Origin of the sequence: Archangium primigenium, from assembly GCF_016904885.1 — a bacterium.
Lineage (GTDB): Bacteria > Myxococcota > Myxococcia > Myxococcales > Myxococcaceae > Cystobacter > Cystobacter primigenius.
Window position 1 is genome coordinate 3,046,427 of sequence record NZ_JADWYI010000001.1, and the last position, 21,254, is coordinate 3,067,680.

Below are 21,254 nucleotides of genomic sequence, written 5' to 3' on the forward strand. Positions count from 1 at the left end.
CTGGACGTTCCGGTCCCGCCTCCAGTCTCCGTGCGTCTTCACGTAGAAAGCCCTCATGTCCGACAGCCCTTCGCTCGCCGGTGAGCCGCGCGGTTCCGTTGCCTCTGGCGTCTACCCGCTCAGCCACGCCCAGCAGCGCATCTGGCTCACGGAACAGCTCCACCCGGGAACGCCCATCGCCAACCTGGCGGGTCTGCTCACCATCCGGGGGCCCGTCCAACTGCCCCTGCTGGCGCGGGCGCTGGCGCTCTTCGCCCAGGGCACCGAGGCACTCCAGCTCGAGTTCCTCGTGCGGGGGGGGCAGCTCGTCCAGCGGCGGTCGGCGCGCGCCGTGCCCCCGCCGGAGGTGGTGGATTTCTCCTCCGCGCCGGAGCCCCAGGCCGCCGCGGAAGCCTGGGCCCAGGCGCAGGCGCGCACGCCGTTCTCGCTCTTCGATGGGCCCCTCTTCCGGCTCGCGGTGGTGAAGCTCGGGCCGGAGCGGGGGGGGTACTTCGCCTGTCTGCACCACCTCATCGGCGATGGCTTCTCGCTCGGTCTGCTGGCCCGGAACGTCCAGCGCCTCTACGAGGCCCTCGCGGCGGGCCGTGCGCCCGAGCCGACGGGGGGCTCCTATGCGCGGTACGTGGAGCGGGAGCGGGCCTGGCTCGCTTCGCCCGAGGCCGAGCGCGAGCGTCAGGCGTGGCTGACTCGGCTGTCCGGACTGGACGAGCCCGCCCTGCTGCGCGCGGTGGGCTCCGCGCTGGATGACACCCGCACCGTGCGCCACACGCTGGTGCTGGACGAGGTCACCACCCGCGAGGTGTCCCAGTACGTCCAGCGCGCGGGCAGCTCGTTGCCGCGCTTCTTCGCCGCGCTCACCGGGCTCTTCGTCTCCCGACTGACGGGCCGCCGGGACGTGTGCCTGGGCTCGTTCGTCCATGGCCGCGCCGAGCGGGAGGACTTGGTCACCTGCGGCATGATGGTGGGCACGGTGCCGCTGCGCTTCCAGGTGGAGGGCCGCGCGCCCTTCACCCAACTGCTGCGCGACGTGGGCACCGCCCAGCACCAGGCGCTCAAGCGGTCGCGCTACCCGTTCGATCTGCTGGCGCAGCAACTGCGCGCGGGCCGGGGCGAGGGTGTCACGCTCTTCGACGTACTCGTCTCCTTCCAGACGGGACGCTTCGAGGCCCGGTGGGACGGGCACCCGGTGGACATCCACTGGCTGTCCAATGGCCACGAGACGCATGCCCTGGCCGTGCACGTGAACGACCGCACCGCGCGGGGCCAGCTCTTGCTCGACCTGGACTTCCGCGCGAGCGCCTTTCCGGAAGAGCAGCCCGCCGTGCTGACCGAGAGCCTGCGGCACCTGCTGGACGAGGTGCTCATCGAGGGGCGCGAGGCGCGCAGCCGCCCGGTGTCCGGACTGTCCGTGGTGAGTCCCCCCCAGGCGGCGCGGCTGGCGGCATGGAATCCGGCGCCGGAGGCGTTCTCCCGGGAGTCCACCGTGGCGGAGCTGTTGGCCTGGCGGGCGGAGCGGTCACCGGAGCGGGTGGCGGTGCGCGCGGGAGGGCGAACCCTCACCCAGGGCGCGCTCCAGGCGAAGGCCCGCGCGGTGGCGGCGGCGCTGCACGCACGGGGCGCGGGACCGGGCGCGGTGGTGGGGCTCATGGTCTCCCGCTCGGAGCTGCTGCTCGTGGGCCAGCTCGGCATCCTCCAGTCCGGCGCCGCCTACCTGCCGCTGGACGCGCACCTGCCGCCCGAGCGACTCGCGGCCCTGGTGGCGGACGCCGGCGTTCAGTGCGTGGTGGTGGATGGCCTCCACGCGGCCCAGGCCGAGGCGCTCGGGCGGGACGTCCTCCAGGTGGAGCCCCTGGCGCCAGTGACGACGCCCGTGCCCTCGCGCGCGGGGCCCGAGGACGTGGCCTATGTCCTCTACACCTCCGGCTCCACGGGCAAGCCCAAGGGCGTGCAGGTGCCCCACCGCGCGGTGGTCAACTTCCTGGCGGCCATGGCCCGGGCGCTCCCGCTCGACGGCGAGGGCCTGCGCTTCCTGTGCACCACCACCAGCACCTTCGACATCTTCGTGCTGGAGACCTTGCTGCCCCTGTGGCTCGGGCACGAGGTGGTGATGGCGGACGAGGCGGCGCAGCGCGCTCCGGACGCGCTCGGCGCGCTCATCCAGGCGCACGCGTGTGACCTGGTCCAGCTCACGCCCTCGCGCTTGCAGTTGCTCCTGGAGGTGCCGGCGGGGCGCGCGGCGCTCGCGGCGGCGCGGCTGGTGCTCGTGGGCGGCGAGGCGCTGCCGGCTCCGCTCCTCGCGCGGCTGCGGGCCACGACCCGCGCGCGGATCTTCAATATGTACGGCCCCACCGAGACCACCGTCTGGTCCACGGTGAGCGAGCTGACGCACAAGGAGCGCGTCGACGTGGGCCGCCCCGTGCTCAACACCCAGGTCCTGGTGCTCGGCCCCGACGGGGAGCCGCTGCCGCCCGGGGTGGTGGGTGAGCTGTGCATCGCGGGCGAGGGCCTCGCGCGGGGCTACCTCGGCCGTCCGGAGCTCACCGCCGAGCGCTTCGTCGCCTCGCCCCTGGCGGACGGCGGGCGCATGTACCGCACCGGTGACCGTGCCCGCTGGCTGCCTGGCGGAGAGCTGGAGCATCACGGGCGCATCGACTTCCAGGTGAAGCTGCGTGGCCACCGCATCGAGCTGGGGGAGATCGAGGCGCAGCTGCTCGCCTCGGGACTCGCCTCGGCGGCGGTGGTGGTGGTGCGCCAGGCGCCCGGCGTGGGCGCCGTGCTGGCCGCCTTCTACGTTCCCACCCAGGACACGCGCTCGCCGCGGAACGTCCTGTCGCGCGTGCTGCCCGACTACATGGTGCCCTCGCACTTCGTGACGCTCTCCGCCCTGCCCACGCTGCCCAGCGGCAAGGTGGATCGTCACGCGCTGGTGCTCGTCTCCGGACCGGAGGGTTTCGAGCGCGAGTGCGTCCCCGCCGAGACCGAGACCGAGCGGCGACTGCTCGCCCTGTTCTCCCAGGTGCTGGGCGTGGAGCGCCTGGGCGTGACGGATGGCTTCTTCGAGCGGGGAGGACACTCCCTGCTCGCGGTGCGGCTGGTGCACCAAGTGGCCGAGGTGTTCGGGCGGACGCTGTCCCTGGCGGACGTCTTCCACGCGCCCACCGTGCGGGCCCTCGCCGCCCGTCTGGAGTCGGCCGCGAGCCCGCTGGCCCCCTTGCCCCGGGTGGCCGACGCCCCTCACTTCCGGGCCTCCCCCGCGCAGCGCCAGCTCTTCATCCTCCAGGCGCAGGGCGGCGGGGCGGACACGCGCTACCACATGACGGGCGCGCTCGCCGTCTCGGGACCCCTGGACGTGGCCCGTCTGGAGTCCGCCCTGCGCGCGCTGGTCCAGCGGCACGAGGCCTTCCGCACGTCGTTCGCCCTCGTGGACGACGACGTGGTCCAGCGCGTGGCGCCCTCCGTGCCGTTCGCGCTGGAGCGGCTCGAAGGGCAGGGGGACGTTCCCACGTGGGCCCGCCGTTTCGTGCGTCCGTTCGATCTGAGCGTGGCGCCCTTGTTCCGCGCGGGTCTGGTGGCGCGTGAGGGTCAGCCCGCGCTGCTGCTCGTGGATCTGCACCACATCATCTCCGACGCCGCCTCCGTGGCGCTCGTCCTCGCCGAGCTGGTGGCCCTGTACGACGGCCAGGTTCTTCCGGCCCCGGGCCCTCGTCCCGTGGATGTCTCCGCGTGGCGACAGGCCCGGCTGGGGACGTCCGAGGGCGAGGCCGACGGCGCGTACTGGATGCGGGTGTTCGCCGAGCCTCCTCCGCCGTTGGATCTCCCCGCGGACGGGGTGCGGACCGCCCAGGCCTCGCTCGACGCGGCCGTGCACACGGTGACGCTCCCCGCCGAGTCCGCCGAGCGGCTGCGCGCGTGGTGCCGCCAGCACTCCACGACGCTCTTCAACGGGCTGCTGGCCGCCTTCTCCCTGCTCCTGTCGCGGCATGGCGCCACGCGCGACGTCGTGGTGGGCACGCCGGTGCTCGGCCGGACGCATCCCCAACTGCACGAGGCGGTGGGCTTCCACGTGGACACCCTCGCCCTGCGCAACGAGGTGCACGAAGCGCTGTCCGTCGAGGACTTCCTCGCCCAGGTCTCGCGCACCACGGCGCAGGCGCTCGCGCACCAGGAGTTCCCCTTCGCCCACCTCGTCGAGACGCTGCATGCGCGGGGCGGGCTGGCGCGCGGCTCGCTCTTCGACGTGCTCTTCAGCCTCGAGGAGGAGGGACGGACGGCGTTCACGTGCGCGTCCGGCGTTCGCCTGGAGCGGCTGGACAACCCCCTGCCGTCCTCCAAGGTGGAGCTGACACTCACCGCCCAGGTGCGTGAGGCGGGGGCCCTGCGGTTGGAGTGGAGCTACCGCACCGCGCTGTTCTCCGCCGAGCGCATCGCGGGCCTGGCCCGGCGCTATGTCCGCCTGCTCGATGCCCTGGTGACGCAGCCCGGCGCGGCGCTGCGCGATCTGCCCATGTTCAGCGCGGCCGAGCGCACGCGGCTCGTCGAGGGCTTCGGCCAGCGCCACGACTACCCCCTGCATCGCACCCTGGGCGAGCTGTTCGAGGAGCAGGCCGCCCTGCACCCCGAGGCCCTCGCCGCGTGGCACGAAGGCCAGGGGCTCACCTACCGCGAGCTGGACGCCCGCACGAACCAGCTCGCGCGGCGGCTGCGCGCGCTCGGGGTGGAGCGCGAGACGGTGCTGGCCGTGCTGGCCCGCCCCTCGCTGGAGATGGTGGTGGGCATCCTCGCCGTGGTGAAGGCGGGCGGTACCTATCTGCCGTTGGATCCCGCCCATCCGGCCGAGCGTCTCGAGCTGCTGCTCCAGGACGCCGGGGCGCGGTGGGTGCTGGAGGACGTGCCTCACCCCGAGGTGCGGACGGAGGCGCCCCGGTTGACGCTCTCCGCGCCGTCGAGCTTCGACGCGGACGCCGCGCCGCTCGCGCGGGTGAACGCGCCCGAGGACCGGCTCTACATCATCTATACCTCCGGCACGACGGGCCGCCCCAAGGGCGTGATGGTGGAGCACCGCGCCCTGTGCAACCAGGTGTACTGGCTGCGGCGGATGTTCGCTCCGGCGGGACAGATGCGGCACATGCTGCTCGTGTCGCCCGCGGTGGATGTCTCCGTCCACCAGCTCTTCCTGCCGCTCATGCGCGGCGATGCGCTCTTCCTGCCCACCTACGACACGCTCGTGTCCCCCGAGGGTCTGTACGCCTACGTGGTCGAGCACCGCATCGACGTCGTGGACTCGGTGCCCGCGCTGCTCAAGGGCCTGCTGGAGCACGGCACGGGCCGCGCGAAGCTCCGCGTGCCCTACCTGGGCTTCGGCGGCGACGTGCTGAGCGCCAGCGTGGTGGAGCTCGTCGAGCGGCACGCGGAGATCTCCACCCTCATCAACTACTACGGCCCCACCGAGGCCTGTCTCAACACCACCGCGCTCTTCACCCAGGACTGGCGCCAGTACACCCAGGTGCCCATCGGTCCGCCGGTGGACAACTACCGCGTCTACCTCGTCGACGCGTCGCTCAACCTCGTGCCGCCGGGCTCCGTGGGCGAGCTGTGTGTGGGCGGTGTGGGGCTCGCGCGGGGCTACCTCGGTCGGCCGGACCTCACCGCCGAGCGCTTCGTCCCCAATCCCTTCGCCTCCGGCGAGCGCATGTACCGCACGGGAGACCTCGCCCGGTGGCTGCCGGATGGGAAGCTCGAGTTCCTGGGCCGCGTGGATCATCAGGTGAAGATCCGCGGCTTCCGCGTGGAGACGGCGGAGATCGAGGCCGTCATCAGCCGCCTGCCCGGCGTGGCCGATTGTGTCGTCGAGGCGTTGGAGGATCCGGATGGCGACAAGCGCCTGGCCGCGTTCCTCGTGGCCCGCGCGGGAGAGACCCTGGAGCCGAGCCGGGTGCGCGAGGCGCTCAAGGCCCGGTTGCCCGCGTACATGGTGCCCTCGGTGCTGGTGCCCCTGGCCGCCCTGCCCGTGACGATGAGCGGCAAGCTGGACCGCAAGGCCCTCGCGGGCCTGGCCACCTCGGTGGGGACGGTGACGGGCGCCCAGACGCGTCCGCTCACGCCCTTCGAGCAGCGCCTCGCCGCGCTCTGGTCCGAGGTGCTCGGCGCGCCGGTGTCCCAGCCGTCCGATGACTTCTTCGACCACGGCGGCCACTCGCTGCTCGCCACCCAGGTGCGCTCGCGGGTGTCCCAGTTGCTGGGGGTGGATGCGCCCCTGCGTCTGCTCTTCGAGCACCCCGTGCTGGAGGACTACGCGCGCGCCCTGGAGGAACTGAGGCCCCAGGCGTCCGCCACGCCCGTGGTGCCCATTCCGGTGGTGCCGCGCACCGAGGTGCTGCCGCTGTCCTCCGCGCAGCAGCGCCTGTGGTTCCTGGATCAGCTCGAGCCCGGCAGCCCGCTCTACAACATCGCGGGCGCGGTCCAACTGGAGGGCGCCCTGGACGAGGCGGCGCTCACCAAGGCCTTCCGTGCGCTGGTGGCCCGCCACGAGTCGCTGCGCACCACGTTCGCGACGCGCGATGGCACCGGCGTGCAGGTCATCCACCCGGAGGGGTCCTTCTCCCTGGAGGTCGAGGACCTGCGCGCGCAGCCCGAGGCCCGCTCCGACGCGGCCTTGACCCAGCGACTCGCGCGGGTGGCCCAGCAACCGTTCTCGCTCGCGCACGGTCCGCTGCTGCGCGTGCGGCTGGTGCGCCTGGAGGCCGAGCGCGGAGTGGTCCTGGTGGTGATGCACCACATCATCTCGGATGGCTGGTCCATCAACGTGCTGCTCCGCGAGTTCGCGGCCCTGTACGCGGGCCAGCTCGCGGGCGCGCCCGTGGCCCTCGCGCCGCTGCCCATTCAATACGCGGACTACGCCCACTGGCAGCGGGCGGGGCAGGGGCGTGACGCGCTCGCGGAGGACCTCGCCTTCTGGACGGCGCACCTGGGCTCCCGCCCGCCACCGTTGCGCCTGCCCACCGATCGGCCCCGTCCCTCCGTCCTGACCCACGCGGGCGCGCTCCTGTCGGGCCGTTGGTCCCCAGCGCTGCTCCAGGGACTCCAGGAGACGAGCCGCCGGAGCGGACGCACGCTGTTCATGACGCTGCTGGCGGCCTTCCAGGCCCTGCTGCACCGCTATACGGGCCAGCGCACCGTCATCGTCGGTACGCCCATCGCCCAGCGCACCCGCGCGGAGACGGAGGGCCTCATCGGCTGCTTCGTCAACACGCTCGCCCTGCGCGCGGACGTGGACCCGGCGCGCTCCTTCGCGGACTTCGCCGACGACGTGGGCCGCGCGGTGCTCTCCGCCTTCACCCACCAGGCGCTGCCCTTCGACGTGCTGGTGGAGCAGCTCGGGGTGGAGCGGGACCTGAGCCAGTCGCCGCTCGTGCAGGTCCTCTTCGCGCTGCAGAACACGCCGGGGGGGCCGGTGGAGCTGCCGGGCCTGCGGATGTCGCCCCTGGAGGTGCCCACCGGCACCGCCCGCTTCGAGCTCTCGGTCGCGCTCAGCGAAGAGCCGGACGGGCTCGCCTACACCTTCGAGTACAACACGGACCTCTTCCAGCCGGAGACGATGCGGCGGCTGGCGCGGGCCTTCGAGGTGCTCCTGGAGGGCGTGGTCCAGGCGCCGGACACCCGCGTGCGCGCGCTGCCGGTGGTGCCTCCCGAGGAGCAGCGCTTCCTGGAGGGCCTCGCGCGGACGGAGCGGCCCGTGGAGCACCGGCTCGCGCGGGACTTGCTGGAGGCGCAGGCCCGGCTGCGTCCGGATGCGCTCGCGCTCCAGCACCGGGGCGAGCGCGTGACGTTCGCCGAGTGGGAGCGGCGGGCCAACCAGCTCGCCTGGGCGCTGCGCGCGCGCGGTGTGGGCCCCGAGAGTGTCGTGGCGCTCAGCCTGGAGCCCTCCATCGACGTGCTGGTGACGTTCTTCGGCATCCTCAAGGCTGGCGCCGCCTACGTGCCGTTGGATCCCAGCTACCCGGCGGACCGGCTCGCCTTCATGTTGAAGGACTCGGGCGCGCGGTGGCTCATCACCCGGGAGCACCTGCTCGGCCAGTTGCCCGTGCCCGAGGGCGTGGAGGCGTTCGTCTGGGAGCGGGAAGCGGAGCGGCTGGCCTCGCATCCCGCGACGCCTCCGCCCGTGGCGGCCGAGCCCGAGTCGCTCGCCTACCTCATCTACACCTCGGGCTCCACGGGCCTGCCCAAGGCGGTGATGATCTCCAACGGGGCGATGGTGAACTACAGCGCCGCGGCCGCCCACGCGTACGGTCTGCGCGCCACGGATCGGGCCCTGCTGCTCTCGCCCATCAGCTTCGACATGAGCCTGGAGCAGATCCTCCCGTGTCTCCACGTGGGCGGCACGCTCGTCATCCGCGAGGAGGACACCCTCGACTCGGTGGAGCGCTTCGTCGAGCGCGTGCGGGAGTGGGAGATCGGCTTCCTCAGCATGCCCGCCGCGCTGTGGGCCGAGCTCACCGCCGCCCTGGAGCAGGGACGGCTCCAACTGCCGCCGTCGGTGCGCGTGGTGAACTCGGGGGGCGAGAAGATCCTCCCCTCGCGGGTGCTCACCTGGCGCCGCGCGGTGGGCCCGTCCGTGCGGATGATGAACTCGTACGGTCCCACCGAGGTCACCGTGATCGGCACGACGTGCGACCTCACCGCGCTGGAGCAGGAGGTTCTCGAAACGCACGAGGTGCCCCTGGGCCGGGCGATCGCCAACGTGCGTGTGCACGTGCTCGACCCCGACCTGCGGCCCGTGGCCCGGGGCGTGGCTGGGGAGATCTACATCGGCGGCGCGGGCGTGGGCCGGGGCTATCACCGCCGCCCGGAGCTGACGGCCGAGCGCTTCGTGCCGGATCCCTTCGCTCCCACGGCCGGCGCCCGCATGTACCGCACCGGAGACGTGGCCCGGCTGCTCGACAACGGCATGGTGGAGTACCTGGGCCGGGGCGATCACCAGGTGAAGATCCGCGGCTTCCGGATCGAACTCGGGGAGATCGAGACGGCGCTCAGCCAGCACCCCCAGGTGCGGGACGTGGTGGTGGTCGTGCGGGAGGAGCCCCCGGCGGGCAAGCGGCTCGTGGCCTACGTGACGGCGCGGGGTGACCGCCCGGCCGCGGGCGCCGAGCTGCGCGGCTTCCTCAAGGGCCGGATGCCCGACTACCTGGTGCCCCATGCCTACGTCTGCCTGGAGGCCCTGCCCATCGCGCCTGGCGGCAAGGTGGACCGCTCGCGGCTTCCCGCACCGGAGCGGGAGCAGGGCCAGGCCTTCGTGGCGCCCCAGGGCGAACTGCAAAGCGCCGTGGCCGCCCTGTACGCGGCCGTTCTGTCCGTGCCCCAGGTGGGGGCGACGGATGACTTCTTCTCGCTCGGCGGCCACTCGCTGCTGGCGACCCAGCTCGTCGCCCGGTTGCGGGACGCGCTCTCCGTCGAGGTACCGCTCAAGACGATCTTCGAGCACCCCTCGGTCGAGGCGCTCGCGCGGGCGGTGGAGGCGCTGCGCCAGCAGGGCGCTCCGAGCGGGGAGGAGCGAATCGGACGTGCCTCGCGTCAAGGTCGAAAGGTCAAGCGGTGAGCGTTCACGACACGAGCCCCCAGGCCTCGTTGGAGAACGACGAGGTCTTCGTCTTCCCGGCCTCCTCCTCGCAGCGGCGCTTGTGGTTCCTGGAGCGGCTGGAGCCGGGCCTGGCGACGTACCACATGCCCTTCGCGCTCCACCTGGCGGGCACGTTGGACGTCTCCGCCCTGGGCACGAGCCTCGACACGCTCATCGAGCGCCACGAGGCGCTGCGCACCTCCTTCGAGGAGGAGTCCGGCGGCGAGGTGTCTCAGGTCGTGCATCCCGCCCGGCCGCTGTCCCCACGGCGCGTGGACCTGAGTGGCCTGTCACCGGCGGAGCGCGAGCAGGAGCTGCGCGCGCTGTGCACCGCCGAGGTGAGCGCGCCCTTCGTGCTGTCTCAGCCCGGGCTGCTCCGGGCGACGCTGTTCGTGCTGGGCCCCACGGAGCACGTGCTGCTGCTCGTGTTGCACCACCTCATCGCGGACGGCTGGTCCGTGGGCGTGCTGACGCGCGAGCTGGCCGTGCTCTACCCAGCGCTGGCCTCGGGCGCGGAGCCCTCGCTGGAGGAGCCGGAGCTTCAGTTCGTCGACTTCAGTGAGTGGCAGGCCGAGTGGCTCGACGGGGGCGCTGCCCAGGCGCAGCTCGAGGTGTGGCTCCAGCGGCTCGCGGGTCCGCCGCGTCAGGTGGAGCTGCCCTCGGACCGGCCTCGGCCCCCGCATGCCTCGTACCGGGGCGCCACACGCGAGTTCGCCCTGTCCCGGGCACTCACCGAGCAGGTGCGGCGCTTCGGGCAGCAGGAGGGCGCCACCCTCTTCATGACACTGCTGGCGGCGCTCGACGCGCTGCTGTACCGCTACACCGGCGAGACCGACATCGTCGTGGGCACGGCCATCGCGGGCCGCAACCGCCGCGAGCTGGAAGGGGTGGTGGGCTTCTTCGCCAACACCCTCGCGCTGCGCGTTTCGGTGGAGGGAGATCCCGACCTGCGCGAGCTGGTGCGCCGCGTGAAGGCCGTCACCTTGGAGGCGTTCGCCCACCAGGAGCTGCCCTTCGACCGGTTGGTGGAGGCGCTGCGGCTGCCGAGGGACCTGGGGCGCAATCCGCTCTTCCAGGTGATGCTCGTGCTGGAGAACATGCCGCTCGGCGAGCTGACGTTGCCGGGGCTGACCCTCCGTCCGCTGGAGCTGGAGACCCACACGGCGAAGTTCGACCTGTCCCTCTCCCTGCGCGAGACGCCCGAGGGACTCCGGGGCACGGTGGAGTACAACCGCGACCTCTTCGAGCCGGCCACCCTCGACCGCTGGTTGTCGCACCTCGAGACGCTGCTGGAGTGCACGGCCCGGCCGCACACGCGGGTGTCCGAGCTGCCGCTGTTGGGCACGACCGAGGCGCACCTGCTGCGCGAGACGTGGAACCCCGCCGGGGCGCTGCCGCGTGAGGGCGCGCTGCTGCACACGCGGCTGGAGCGGCAGGCCGAGCGGACGCCAGACGCGGTGGCCGTGGCCGATGACACCCGCGCGCTCACCTACGCGGAGCTGATGCGGCGCTCCAACCAGTTGGCCCACCACCTGCGGGCTTTGGGTGTGGGCCCCGAGGTGCGCGTGGGCGTGTGTCTGCGGCGCACGGTGGAGCTGCCCGTGGCGCTGCTCGCCGTGCTCAAGGCGGGCGGCACCTACGCACCCCTGGATCCGGACTATCCGCCGGAGCGGCTCGGCTACCTGCTGGAGGACTCGTGCGCCGCGTTCGTCATCAGCGAGCGCGCCGTGCTGCCCGCGCTTCCCCCGGGCGGTCCGCCCCCGCTGGTGCTGGAGGACCTGACCGAGGCCCTGGCGGCGCTGCCCGAAGGCCCGCCCGTCAGCGGCTGTGACGCGGAGAACCTCGCGTATCTCATCTATACCTCGGGCTCCACGGGGCGGCCCAAGGGCGTGGCCATCCCGCACCGGAGCGTCGCGATCTTCATCGCCTGGGCGCTCGGGGTGTTCTCGCCCGAGGAACTGCGCGGCGTGCTCGCCGCCACCTCGGTGTGCTTCGACCTCTCCATCTTCGAGCTGTTCGTTCCGCTGTCGTGCGGCGGCCGGGTGCTGCTCGTCCCCAACGCGCTGCACCTGCCGACCTTCTCGCGCCGCCAGGAGGTGACGCTGGTCAACACCGTGCCCTCCGCCATGGCGGAGCTGGTGCGCTCGGGAGGACTGCCCTCCTCGGTCCGTGTCGTCAACCTGGCCGGAGAGGCGCTGCCCCGGCGCACCGTGGAGGCCCTGCACGCGCTCGGTCACGTGGAGCGGGTCCTCAACCTCTACGGGCCCTCGGAGGACACGACGTACTCCACGTTCGAGGAGGTGCCGCGCGGGGAAGGGCGCTCGCCCACCATCGGTCGGCCGCTGGAGAACACCCAGGCCTATGTGCTGGATCGCCACCTGCGGCTCGCGCCCGTGGGCGTCCCCGGCGAGCTGTACCTCGCGGGGGATGGCCTCGCGCGCGGCTACCTGCTGCGGCCCGAGCTGACGGCGGAGCGCTTCCTGCCGGATCCGTACAGCCGCGCGCCGGGTGGGCGCATGTACAAGACGGGCGACCTGGTGCGCTACCTGCCCGATGGGCGGCTGGACTACCTGGGCCGCCTGGATCACCAGGTGAAGGTGCGGGGCTTCCGCATCGAGCTGGGGGAGATCGAGGCCCGGCTGCGCGCGCTCCCGGACGTGGCCGACACGGTGGTGGTCGCGCGGGAGGACGTGCCCGGCGACAAGCGGCTGGTGGGCTACGTGGTGCCCAAGGCGGGCCAGACGCTCTCGGTGGTGGCGCTGCGGAGCGCGCTGCTCCAACAGCTTCCCGAGTACATGGTGCCCGCGCTCTGGGTGGTGCTGGAGAAGCTGCCGCTCACGCCCAACCGCAAGGTGGACCGCGCCGCGCTGCCCGCGCCCGAGCGCCCCGAGGCCCTGGTCGGAGGACTCGCCCCCCGGACGGAGACCGAGGCGACGCTGTGCGCGCTGTGGTCCGAGCTGCTCGAGACCCCCGTGGAGGACGTGCGCCAGGGCTTCTTCGAACTGGGCGGCCACTCGCTGCTGGCCATGCGGCTCGTGTCCCGGCTGGAGTCGCTCTTCGCGGTCCGCCTGTCCCTGAAAACTTTCTTCGAGCTGCCCTCGCTGGAGGCCCTGGCCGCGCGCCTCGACGCGGAGCGGGGCTCGGCGGCCGGCCGCGCCGTCGTGGAGCGGGTGCCGCGCACGGGCTTCCTGCCGCTGTCCTCCGCCCAGCAGCGGCTCTACTTCCTGGACCGCCTGGAGCCGGGCAGCCCGTTCTACACCATCGCCAGTGGCGTGCGCTTCACCGGCCCGCTCGACGTGGCGGCCCTCTCCGGGGCGCTGGCCTCGCTCGTCGAGCGGCACGAGAGCCTGCGCACGGTCTTCACCCTGGAGCAGGACGGGCCCGGACAGCGCATCCTGCCCGCGGCCTTCTCCCTGGAGCGCGCGGACGTGTCCGGGTCGCCGGAGGACACGCGTCGGGAGCGCGCGCTCGCGCTGGCGGGGGCCTTCGCGCGCAGGCCCTTCGAGCTGTCCCGGGAGACTCCCTTCCGCGCGCTGCTCATCACCCTGGACGCGCACGCGCACCTGCTGGTCCTGGCGGTGCACCACATCGCCTCGGATGGCTGGTCCATGCAGCGCATGCTCCGCGACGCGGCGGCCTTCTACTCGGCCCGCCGGGAGGGACGCCCGGCCTCGCTGCCGGTCCTGCCCTTCCAGTACGCGGACTTCGCCGTCTGGCAGCGGCGCCAACTGGAGGCGGACGCGCTCGCCCCCCAGCTCGCCTACTGGGAGCGCGCGCTCGCGGGGCCCTTGCCCCTGTTGGAGCTGCCCTCGGATCATCCCCGCCCGTCGCGGCGCACGGACCGGGGCCGGACGCTGCACTTCGAGCTGTCCGCCGCGCTCTCCTCGGCGCTCAAGACGCGGGCGCGGGCGTGGGACGTCACCCTCTTCACGCTGCTGCTCACGGGCTTCAAGGCCGTGCTCTCCCGCCTCACGCGCCAGGGCGACATCCTCGTGGGCACGCCCATCGCGGGCCGCGGCCTGCCGGGAACCGACGACCTGGTGGGCTGCTTCATCAACACGCTCGTGCTGCGCACGGAGGTCTCGGGCGCCGACAGTTTCGAGGCCCTGCTCGCGCGGGTGAAGGCCACGTGCCTCGACGCCTTCGGCCATCCGGACGTGCCCTTCGAGCAGTTGGTGGAGCGGTTGGATCCGCCGCGCAGCACCGCGCACACGCCGCTCTTCCAGACGATGTTCGTCCTCAACGAGCAGCCGCTGGGCCGGGGCCTCTTCGCGGACCTCGCCCTCGCCGAGGAGCCCCTGGAGGCGGGGACGTCCACGTTCGATCTCACCTTCACGGTGCTCCAGGCGGAGGAGCGGCTCGGCGTGGCGCTCGAGTATTCGACGGACCTCTTCGAGGCGCCCTCGATGGTACGGGTGTTCGACGCCTTTCAGTCCCTGCTCGCCGACGCGCTCGCCCGTCCGGGGGCCCGGGTGGAGGGCCTCGGACTGCTTTCACAAGAGGCGCGCCTGCGGCTGCTCGCGCGGAGTCAACCCGCCTGGGTGGCGCTCCCCGAGGACGAGACGGTGGTGTCGCGCTTCGAGGCCCAGGCCGCGCGCACGCCCGAGCGGGTGGCGCTGGTGGCGGTGGACCGGACGCTCACCTATGCCGAGCTGCGCGCGGAGTCGCGGGCCCTCGCGGCCCGGCTGCGGGCCCAGGGCGTGGGGCGGGGTGACCGGGTGGGCGTGTGCCTGGAGCGCACGCACCGGCTGCCCGTGGCCCTGCTCGGCGTGCTCGCCACCGGCGCGAGCTACGTGCCGTTGGATCCGCGCTTCCCTCGCGAGCGGCTCGAGCTGATGGCCGGGGACGCGGGACTGCGGCTGACCCTCACGGAGGAGGCCTTCCTGGACGTGCCCGGGGCGGTGGGCGGGGACGTGTCCGGCGCGGGGCCTCACGGCCTGGACGAGGCCTATGTCCTCTATACCTCGGGCTCCACGGGCCGTCCCAAGGGGGTGAGCGTCCACCACGGGGCCTTGAACAACTTCCTGCGCTCGATGGCCGAGGCGCCGGGCCTCACGGCCGATGACGTGCTGGTGGCCATCACCACGCTGTCCTTCGACATCGCGGCGCTGGAGCTGTACCTGCCCTGGTGCGTGGGGGCGCGGGTGGTGCTCGCCACGCGGGAGGAGGCCCAGGACGCCTGGCGGCTCGCGGAGCGGCTGGAGTCGATGGGCGCCACGGTGATGCAGGCCACGCCAACGACGTGGCGCATGCTGCTCGACGCGGGGTGGAGCAACCCCCGGCGGCTCACCCAACTCTGTGGCGGCGAGCCGATGCCCGGAGACCTCGCGCGGCGGCTGACGGCCACGGGGGGCGCGTTGTGGAACCTCTATGGCCCCACGGAGACGACGGTCTGGTCCAGCGTGGAGCGGGTGGCGCCGGGCGGCGGACGGCTGACGGTGGGCCGGGCCATCCTCAACACGTCCCTCCATGTGTTGGACCGCCGCCTGGAGCCCGTTCCCGAGGGCGTGCCGGGCGAGGTCTATATCGGCGGCGAGGGCGTGGCGCGCGGGTACGTGGGCCGACCGGACCTGACGGCGGAGCGCTTCGTGCCGGATCCGTTCAGCGATCGGCCCGGCGCGCGGCTGTACGCCACGGGCGACGTGGGGCGCCTGGGCGCGGACGGACGGCTGGAGCTGCTGGGCCGTGAGGACTCGCAGGTGAAGATCCGCGGCCACCGCATCGAGGTGGGCGAGGTGGAGTCCGCGCTCCGCGCGCTGCCGGGCGTGCGGGACGCGGCGGTGGTGGCGCGGGAGACCTCGCCCGGAAACGCGCGGCTGGTGGGCTACGTGGTGGGGCGCTCGGACGGGGCGCCTTCGTCCGAGGCGCTGCGGCGCGCGCTGGAGGAGCGGCTGCCCGGCTACATGGTGCCGTCGGTGTTCGTGGTGCTGTCGGCCCTGCCGATGACCCTCAACAACAAGGTGGATCGCAAGGCCCTGCCGCCACCGCCCGAGGCGCCCGTGTCCGAGGGGCGCGCGCCACGGGATGCCCGCGAGGCCCGGGTCGCCGCCATCTTCGCGGAGGCGCTCGGTCGGAGCGCGGTGGGGCTCGACGAGAGCTTCTTCGCCTTGGGCGGGGACTCCGTTGTCGCCATGCGCATCATCGCCCGGCTGCGGCGCGAGGGCTTCTCCACCTCCGCGAGCGAGTTGTTCGCGCACCCCTCCGTCGGTGCGCTGTCCGCCCGGCTCGTCGTGGGGGCGCGGAGCGCGGCCGAGGCGGGTTCGGCGCTCGGCGAGGTGGCGCCGCTGTCGTCCATGCAGCGCGGCATGCTGTTCCGCTCGCTGTTCTCGCCTTCGTCCCGGGACTACTTCGAGCAGGTGGGCGCGGTGCTGGAGGCGGGCCTGGACGTGGACGCCCTGCGCGCCGCCTGGCGGACCGCGATGGCGCGCCATGGCGTATTGCGCACCGTCTTCTCCCTGGAGGACCCCGCGCACCCCGTGCAGCGGCTGCTGGCCGAGCCTCGGCTCGACTGGCGGGTGCATGACGCGCGGGCGCTCTCGCCAGAGTCCTTCGAGGCGGAACTGCGACGCGGCCTGGACGCGGACCTGGCCGAGGGCTTCGCCTTCGAGCAGGGCCCGCTCTGGCGCATCACCTTGTGGCACACGGCCTCGGGCGCATGGCGCTTCCTGCTGTCGTTCCACCACGCCCTGCTCGATGGCTGGAGCCTGGGTGTGCTCCTGGCGGAGGTCACGGCGCTCTACGAGGCCGAGCGGGTGGGGCGCACGTCGCCGCTGGCCGCGCCTCCCGACTTCTGGCGCTTCGTGCACCACGGCGAGGCCCAGGACCTGGGCGCGCTGGAGCGCTTCTGGAAGGAGTCGCTGCGAGGTTTCTCCTCGCCCACGGCCCTGCCGCACAGCGAGCACGTGCGGGCGGCCCGGACGGAGCCCGTCTACGCGCGGCGTGGCACACGGCTGGAGGCGCCTGACGCCGCGGCGCTCCAGGCCTTCTGCGCGCGCCACGGGGTGACGCTGGGGACGCTGCTTCAGGGCGCCTGGGGACTCGTGCTGGCGCGGCATGCCGGTGAGTCCGAGGCCGTCTTCGGTTCGCTCGTATCGGGACGCTCGGCCCCACTCGAGGGCGTCACCGAGATGGTGGGCCTGCTCATCAACACGCTGCCCACGCGCGTGACGGTGGACGCCGCGCGTCCCGTGCTCGAGTGGCTGCGGGCCCTGCAACAGGCCCAGACCGAGGTGCGCGAGCACGAGGGCTCCCCCCTGGAGCGCGTGCAGCGCTGGAGCGAAGTGGCGCCGGGGCGCCTGCTCTTCGAGAGTGTCCTGGTCGTCGACCCCTGGCCCGTCCGGGGCCCCTCGGGAGGGCTCTTCGGCTCCGTCGAGGAGTGGGGCCTGCCGCGCACGGGCTTCCCCTTGCACCTGGCGGCGTACCCGGGCGAGCGGCTGGAATTGCGCCTCACTTATGACGCCGCGCGCTTCGGGGCGGAGGCCGTGGACCGGTTGCTCGGGCATGTGCGCACGGTGCTGGTGTCCCTGGTCGCCCGGCCGGACGCGCCCGTGGGCCAGGTCTCCTTGCTGACCCCCGAGGAGCGCGACACCCTGCTGCTCGGGTGGAATGGCACGGAGCACGTCTGGGCGCATCCGTGCCCGTTGCACGAGCTGTTCGAGGCGCAGGCGGCGCGGACGCCCGAGGCCATCGCCCTGGAGTTCGAGGGCCAGACGCTGACGTACGCGGCCCTCGCGGCGCGCATCCACCTGCTCGCCCACCGGCTGCGCCTGGAGGGCGTGGGCCCCGAGTCGCGGGTGGGCGTGTTCATGGAGCGCTCGCTGGAGATGACGGTGGCGCTTTACGGCGCGCTCGAGGCGGGTGGTGCCTATCTGCCGTTGGATCCGGGCTATCCGCCGGAGCGCCTGGCCTTCATGGTGGAGGACGCGCGTCCCCGGGTGACGCTCACCACGCGCGCCCTGGCCGCGCGTGTTCCGCCGGGGGCGGGCCGGGTCTGGGTGCTCGACGAGGCGGCCTGGTGCGAGGGGCTTCCGGCCGACGCCGCGAGTGCTCCGCCCGCCGTGGCGGTCTCCCTGGAGAGCCCGGCCTACTGCATCTACACCTCGGGCTCGACGGGCCGTCCCAAGGGCGCGCTCATCTCGCATCGGGCCATCCACAACCGCATCCTCTGGATGCAGTCCGCCTACGGCCTGGGCCCCGAGGATCGGGTCCTCCAGAAGACGCCGTTCAGCTTCGACGTCTCGGTGTGGGAGTTCTTCTGGCCCCTGGCCGTGGGCGCGCGGCTGGTCATGGCGCGTCCCGGCGGGCACCAGGATCCGGTGTACCTCGTGCGGACGATGGCCGAGCAGGGCATCACCACGGCGCACTTCGTGCCCTCGATGCTCCAGTTCTTCCTGGCCGAGCGGGGCGTGGAGCACCTGCACGCGCTGCGCCGGGTCTACTGCAGTGGCGAGGCGCTGCCCGCGGCCCTCCAGCGCCGCTTCTTCGAGCGGCTGCCCACCGCGGGGCTCTACAACCTCTATGGGCCGACGGAGGCCGCGGTCGACGTTTCGCACTGGACGTGCCGGGCGGACGACCCGCGCGACACCGTGCCCATCGGCGCGCCCGTCTTCAACACGCGGCTGTACGTCCTGGACGCCGCGCTCAACCCGCTGCCCGCGGGGGCGCTCGGCGAGCTGTACCTCGCGGGCATCCAGCTCGGCCGTTGTTACCTGGGACGGCCGGAGCTGACGGCGGAGCGCTTCCTTCCAGACCCCCTCGCGCGCACGCCCGGCGAGCGCATGTACCGCACGGGGGACCTGGCGCGCTGGTTGGAGGACGGCACGGTCGAGTACGTGGGCCGCGTGGACAGCCAGGTGAAGCTGCGCGGCTTCCGCATCGAGCTGGGCGAGATCGAGGCGACGCTCCTGGCCGAGCCGGACGTGGCCGAGGCGGCCGTGGTGGTGCGCTCGGCGCCGGGCGGTGACGCGCGGCTGGTCGCCTATGTGGCGCCGCGCGGGGGCCAGGCGGACGCGGCGTGGGAGGGCGTGCTGCGAGCCTCGCTCGCGCGCGTGTTGCCCGAGTACATGGTGCCCTCGCGCTTCGCCGTGCTGGAGCGTCTGCCGTTGACCTCCAGTGGCAAGGTGGATCGCCGGGCCCTGCCCGCGCTCACCGAGTCGGGTCCGGGCATGTCCGCGCCGGTCGTGCCCCCGCGTGACGAGCGCGAGCGGGCGCTGGTGGAGATCTTCGAGGCGGTGCTGGGCGTGGGCGGCGTCGGCGCCACGAGCGACTTCTTCCTGCTCGGGGGCCACTCGATGCTGGCGCTGCGGTTGATCGCCCGGATCGAGGCCACCTTCGGGGTGCAACTGCCGCTCGCCACGCTCTTCCAGACGAGCACCGTGGAGGGGCTGGCGGTGGCCCTCTCCGCGGCGGGGGGCACGCGCGGCGTCCTGGTGCCGCTGGGCGGCCAGGGCGAGGCCCCGCCGCTCTTCCTCTTCCATCCGGTGGGCGGCAACGTGCTGAGCTATCGCGCGCTCGTGCGGGAGCTCACGGAGGACCGGCGGGTGTACGCGTTTCAATCCCAGGCCATGGTCGGAGGCGAGGCGGACACGACGGTGGAGGCGATGGCCGCGCGCTATCTCGGGGAGCTCCGCCGGGTGCAGCCCTCGGGGCCCTACCACCTCGCGGGCTGGTCCATGGGCGGGGTGATCGCCTTCGAGCTGGCGCGCCAGTTGCGCGAGGCGGGCGAGGACGTGGGCACGCTGTTGCTGCTGGACTCGACCCTGGAGGGCTTCGAGCGGCCACTGACGGACGAGGACGAGGCGCTGCTGCGCGGGGCGTTCGCGGTGGACCTGGGCCTCGCGGCGGAGGACGTGCCGCCGGGGGGCTCGCTGTCCGAGGTGCTCCAGGTGGTGCGGGCGCGGGGCGTGTTGCCGGCGGATGCGCCGCTCGCCCTGCTGGAGCGGCTCTACGGTGTCTTCCGCACCCACCTGGCGGCGCTCCACCGCTACCGGCCCGCGGGCCCCTATGCCGGCGCCCTGCACCTCATCGCCGCCGCGGACGGGGGCCACCGCCAGGCGTCCACCCGGGATTGGGGTTGGTCGTCCTGGGCGCGCGGCGGGGTTCATGTCACCCTGATGGCGGGCGATCACTACACCCTCCTGACCGAGCCGAATGTCCGAGACGTCCGTGCCCTCGTGCGGCGTCTTCTCCAGAGCGGAACACCATGAACTTCCACGACACGAAGCTGTTCCCATTCGTTCAGCAGTTGGAGTCGCGCTTCCCGGAGATCCGCAAGGAAATCGAGAACCAGATCGAGACGCGCTTCAAGCCCTACGCCTACTCGGACGTGTACACGGCGGGGTGGACCACGCTGGATCTGCTCTATTACGACAACCGGCTGAACGTGCGGAACCTGCCGCGCTTCACGGTCTCCGACTGCACGGACCCGATGGCGCTCTTCATGGTGCTGCTGGGCGCGCCGGACTCGTTCGAGTCGCGGCTGCTCCAGTCCCGGCTGGGCGAGGAGACCATGCGGGAGCTGGCCTCGTACCGCTCGCCCCATGACTGCACGCCGTCGATGATCGACCGGCTGGTGGGGGGCATGAACGCGCTCGTCTTCGACCCCGAGTTCTTCGTCACGCACCAGGACAGGCTCGTGCCCGACGGGCGCTTCCCGCGCTCGCGCGAGCGCTTCGAGCGGCTGCTGGCCAGTGGCCGCCTGGTGAAGCGCGAGGAGCGCTTCGTGCTCGGGGACGTGGGCGGGGACGAGGGGCGGGATGCCCTGCGCTGGTTCCACGTCACGCTGCTCGAGGAGCGCCTCTACCCGAGCTTCCTGAAGAAGGGCGGCATGACCGAGTTCAAGGACGTGACGTCCGCCTGTCCGGTGACCACGAGCATCGTGAAGGCCATTCCAGGCCTGCGCAGCGTGTGGTTCTCGTGCCTGGCGCCGGGCGCGCACATCGTGTCGCACACCGGCAATGACGCCACCATGCTGCGCTGCCACCTGGGCCTCATCGTCCCCGAGGGCTGCGTCATGCACGTGGGCTCGCAGCTCTTCTCGCCCAACGACTTCCGGCACGCCGACGCGCTGCTCGAGCTGGCGCGGCCCTCGAACACCGGCGTGCCGGCGCGGCTGCTGCGCGAGGTGCTGCCCGCCGACGTGCTCGCGCGGCTCCAGGCGCTCTCGTCGCTGGAGCACCCGGAGGATCCCGACGAGGCCTGGAAGCTCCAGTGGGCCGTGGCCGAGGCCCTCAACCAGCGGGTGCGGCAGGTGGGCTTCTACTCCTCCGTGCAGGGACAGGTGCGGCGCGCGGGGGCCACGCCCGTGCTCGACGAGACGGTGTCGCGCCTGCGGGAGCGGGGCCTGCTCACCGCCGAGGGGCAGGTGGCACCGGACGCCACGGCGACGGAGCAGGGCGTGGAGGAACTGGAGTACCTCAACACCGTCTTCCTCATCGAGGCCGTCTATCCCCGTTGGCTCGCCAAGGATCCCCGGGTGCGCAAGGAGGCCATCTCCTGGCGCGAGGGCCGCTGCTTTGTCTTCGACGACACGCAGTACCACGAGGTATGGAATCGCTCGCAGCGCAACCGGGTCATCCTGAACGTGGACATCGAGAAGAGCGTCTACGTCCGGTGACCCGAGGCCGCCTCGGCCATCGGGAGC

At 72.9% G+C, this 21,254-nt stretch carries 3 protein-coding genes; all 3 read left to right on the forward strand.

The features are described 5' to 3' along the window. Positions 1–55 precede the first annotated feature (55 nt). The 3 genes from I3V78_RS13005 to I3V78_RS13015 are packed head-to-tail and all read left to right on the forward strand — an operon-like array spanning position 56 to position 21,227. On the forward strand, positions 56–9,592 hold the full coding sequence (locus I3V78_RS13005; protein ID WP_204487637.1) for a non-ribosomal peptide synthetase: 9,537 nt from the start codon (positions 56–58) through the stop codon (positions 9,590–9,592). Next, complete coding sequence (locus tag I3V78_RS13010; protein WP_204487639.1) at positions 9,589–19,818, forward strand: amino acid adenylation domain-containing protein; 10,230 nt, start codon at positions 9,589–9,591, stop codon at positions 19,816–19,818. Before I3V78_RS13005 ends, I3V78_RS13010 begins: the two co-directional genes overlap by 4 nt. Further along, complete coding sequence (locus I3V78_RS13015) at positions 19,815–21,227, forward strand: aspartyl/asparaginyl beta-hydroxylase domain-containing protein (protein WP_204487641.1); 1,413 nt, start codon at positions 19,815–19,817, stop codon at positions 21,225–21,227. The genes I3V78_RS13010 and I3V78_RS13015 overlap by 4 nt, the downstream gene beginning before the upstream one ends. The last annotated feature ends 27 nt before the right edge of the window (positions 21,228–21,254 follow it).